This is a genomic window from Curtobacterium sp. B8 (genome assembly GCF_000333315.1).
In the GTDB taxonomy this organism is placed as follows: Bacteria; Actinomycetota; Actinomycetes; order Actinomycetales; family Microbacteriaceae; genus Curtobacterium; species Curtobacterium luteum.
In genome coordinates this window covers 1-3,451 of the sequence record NZ_BACW01000501.1, presented here as the reverse complement: position 1 = coordinate 3,451, position 3,451 = coordinate 1, and the positions used below count along the sequence as shown (strand labels likewise).

Sequence of the window (3,451 nt, the reverse complement as noted above, 5' to 3'; positions counted from 1 at the left end):
CGAGCCGCACGTGTCAGTCGCGGTCCGCGTCCTCGCGGACGAGGGCGGCCGTGACCGGCCGCGAGAGCACGAGCGTGATGGCGAGCAGCGCGGGGATGAGCAGGAGCCAGCCGAACCAGGCGACGCGGAAGACGCCCTGGAACGCGCCGATCGCGAGCGCCCCCTGCAGGACCTGCCAGACGACGATCCCGGAGCGGACCCAGGGGCGGCGGTTCCGGAGGCCGACGAACAGCGAACCGAGCCACAGGGCCGCGATCGCGGTGAGGATCGTCAGCGCGATGCCGGAGGCGAGACTCGACGCCGGCGAGGTGACGAGCTCGACGAGGAGCCAGACGGTCACGGCGGCCAGCGCGAGGAACTCGAGCCCGAGGACGACCTGCAGCACGCGGAACGCGGGCGAGGGCTGCCCAGGGTCCGCGGACCCGGCGGGTGTGGTGTCGTGCACAGCGATCCTCCAGCGTCGGAACCCTTGATTTGGCCCTACCAGTATGGAACGATATTCGAGGTCGTTTGGACGGCACGATGTGGTGCGCGTCTCCCGCGGTTCGACGCTCCTCCCCCGAGCGTTCAGCGGGCGTCAGACTCGCTTCCAGCGGATCCCTCCCCCACAGGGTGTCCCCTCATGCTCAGCATGCCCAGCGTTCCGATCCCCGAACTGCGGCCCACGGCTGCCGTTCGAGCATCGACATCAAGGAGCACCACACATGGACTGGCGTGACCAGGCAGCTTGCCTCACCGCGGACCCCGAGCTCTTCTTCCCGGTCGGGAACACCGGCCCCGCAGTGGACCAGATCGAGAAGGCGAAGTCCGTCTGCGCCCGGTGCACCGTCACCGAGATGTGCCTGCAGTACGCCCTCGAGAACAACCAGGACTCGGGCGTCTGGGGTGGCCTCAGCGAGGACGAGCGTCGTGCGCTGAAGCGCCGAGCCGCTCGCGCTCGTCGCGCCTCCTGACACAGGTCGCCTGAAGCCCGTCACCCCGGTGGGGTGGCGGGCTTCGTCGTGTGCGGGCGGGGCAGGTGCCGGCGCCCGGGTGCGCGCCGGTGCGCCCGGGTGCGCGCCGGTGGGCGCCGGTGCGCTTCGTGCGCGCCGGTGCCCTTCGTGCGCGCACAACTAAAGTCGAACGGCACCGCGGTTTCCCGTGGTGCCGTTCGACTTTGGTTGCGCAGCGCAGCGCGGCTGCGCGGGCGATCAGGCCGCGGGCGACCGGGTGAGCCAGCGGAACGGGATCGAGATGCCGACCTCGGTACCGCTGCCCGTGAGCGTGTGCCAGTCGATCGTCCCGCCGAGCTCGCCCTGGATGAGCGTCCGGACGATCTGCGTGCCGAGTCCCGACCCGACCTTGCCCTCGGGCAGACCACGGCCGTTGTCGCGCACCTGGATCTCGAGGTGGTCGTCGTGGCGATCGGCGACGATCTCGACCTCGCCGTCGCGACCGTCCAGCCCGTGCTCCACCGCGTTCGTCACGAGCTCGGTGAGGCCGAGCGCGAGCGGAGTGGCCGCCTCCGAGGGCAGGACCCCGAACTCGCCGGTCTTCTTCGGGCGGACGGTGGTGTTGTGCGACGCGGCGACCTCGGTCACGAGCTTGAGGACCGAGTCGAACACCTGGTCGAAGTCGACGTTCTGGCTGAGCCCGGTCGACAGGGTGTCGTGGACGACCGCGATCGCCGCGACCCGGCGCATGGCGTTCTGCAGGGACGTGCGGGCTTCGTCCGAGTGCGTCCGGCGAGCCTGGATCCGGAGCAGGGACGCCACCGTCTGCAGGTTGTTCTTGACCCGGTGGTGGATCTCACGGATCGTCGCGTCCTTCGTGATGAGCTCGCGCTCCTGGTGCCGCAGCTCGGACACGTCCCGGCAGAGCACGATCGCTCCGATGCGCTCCCCGTGGTCGCGGAGCGGGATCGACCGCAGCGAGACCGTGACGCCCTTCGCCTCAACGTCGGCACGCCAGGGCGCACGGCCGGTGACGACGAGGGGCAGTGACTCGTCGACGTCGAGCTTCGAGCCGATGAGTTCGGTCGTCACCTCGGCGAGGGACTTCCGTTCGAGCTCACCCTCGAAGCCCATGCGGTTGAAGGCGCTGAGCCCGTTCGGACTGGCGAACGTCACGACGCCGTTCGTGTCGAGCCGCAGCAGTCCGTCGCTCGCGCGCGGTGCCCCACGACGTGGGCCGGCGGGGGCACCGAGGTCCGGGAAGTCGCCCGTGGCGATCATGCCGAAGAGATCGTTCGCGCTCGCGGTGAAGTTGAGCTCCTGGCGGCTCGGCGTCCGCATCTCGTCCTGGTTCGAGTGCCGGGTCACGACCGCGATCGGCCGGTCGGTGGTCTCGGCGCTGTTCGCACTGAGCCGGCGCAGGACCGGGATCGCGCGGACCCGGGTCGGGGTGTCCTCGTACCAGTCCGGCTCCGCGGAGTCGACGACGCGGCTCCCGGCGAAGCAGTCGGTGACCTGATCGCGCCACTCCTCGCGGATCTCCTGACCGACGATGTCGCGGTAGAAGAGCGTCGCGGCCGAGCTCGGGCGGGCGTGGGCGACGGCGACGAAGGTCCCGTGCTCGGCAGTGGGGACCCAGAGCACCATGTCGGCGAACGAGAGGTCAGCGAGCAGCTGCCAGTCCCCGACGAGCAGGTGGAGCCACTCCACGTCGGCTTCGGAGGAACGGCCTTGCGCGAGGACGAGGTCACTGAGGGTCGACACGAGCCAAGTCTAGGTGCCGCCCTGTGTGGACAGATCCGCGTTGTCCACAGCCCTTCCGCCGCAAACATTCTGGATGTCGCACGGGAAATACGCTCGGCCGGAACGAAAGGGGCCGGGGTGGCGCGAGGAGCAGTACAGCGGGACGACGAGGGGCAGGACCGGGCGGAGACCGTCGCCGAGCCGACACTCCACCTCGTCGCCCGGGAAGCCGACCGGCCGGCCCAGCCGCCGGAGGGCCAGCCGCCGGTGGCCCTGGACGTCCAGCCGCTGGTCGCCGCGCTCCCGGATCCACGACAGACCGCGCGGGCACTGGCGCTCTGCGTGGTCGAGATCCTCAGCGGCGCACGCGAGGTCGACAGCATCGCACGGTGGGTCACCGAGGACGTGCACCGGCACCTCCAACAGCGTGCGGCCGTGGCGGCACGGAACCGCTCGGCGACACGACGCCCCCACCGTCGTCCGTCGCTCCGTGCCGGCAGCGTGGTCGCGTGCTCCCCCGCGGACAACGTGGTCGAGGCGACGGTGGTCGTGCACGGGCGGAGTCACGCGCGCGCCGTGGCGATCCGACTCGAGGTGCGGAACGCCCGCTGGCGAGCGACGGCGGTCGGCGTGTTGTGAGCCGCGCAGGCGGGGCGTCGGCGCGAGTCTCGTGGCCAGCGACACTGCTCGGGGTCCGGGACGCGCACAGTGTCGCGGAGCGCGAGTCTCGGGTCCGGCAGCGCGGAGCGGCGGACGACTCGGACGGACGGACGGGA

General features: G+C 71.1%; 4 protein-coding genes. 2 read left to right on the top strand and 2 right to left on the bottom strand.

Features of this window, described 5'->3' with window-relative positions:
• Positions 1-13 precede the first annotated feature (13 nt).
• Positions 14-445, bottom strand: coding sequence for a hypothetical protein (locus I59_RS12885; protein WP_022904218.1), 432 nt, complete (start codon positions 443-445; stop codon positions 14-16).
• A gap of 259 nt (positions 446-704) precedes the next feature.
• Between I59_RS12885 and I59_RS12880 the strand changes: the two genes are divergently transcribed.
• On the top strand, positions 705-953 hold the full coding sequence (locus I59_RS12880; RefSeq protein ID WP_022904217.1) for a WhiB family transcriptional regulator: 249 nt from the start codon (positions 705-707) through the stop codon (positions 951-953).
• Between the two features lie 237 nt (positions 954-1,190).
• On the opposite strand, the gene I59_RS12875 is transcribed toward I59_RS12880, so the two are convergent.
• Positions 1,191-2,696, bottom strand: coding sequence for a sensor histidine kinase (locus tag I59_RS12875; protein WP_022904216.1), 1,506 nt, complete (start codon positions 2,694-2,696; stop codon positions 1,191-1,193).
• A 117-nt stretch (positions 2,697-2,813) separates the two neighbouring features.
• Here I59_RS12875 and I59_RS12870 point away from each other — a divergent pair, with 117 nt between their 5' ends.
• Positions 2,814-3,314 carry an Rv3235 family protein gene (locus I59_RS12870; protein WP_022904215.1) on the top strand — a complete coding sequence of 167 codons (501 nt, stop codon included), beginning with the start codon at positions 2,814-2,816 and terminating at the stop codon, positions 3,312-3,314.
• Positions 3,315-3,451 lie beyond the last annotated feature (137 nt).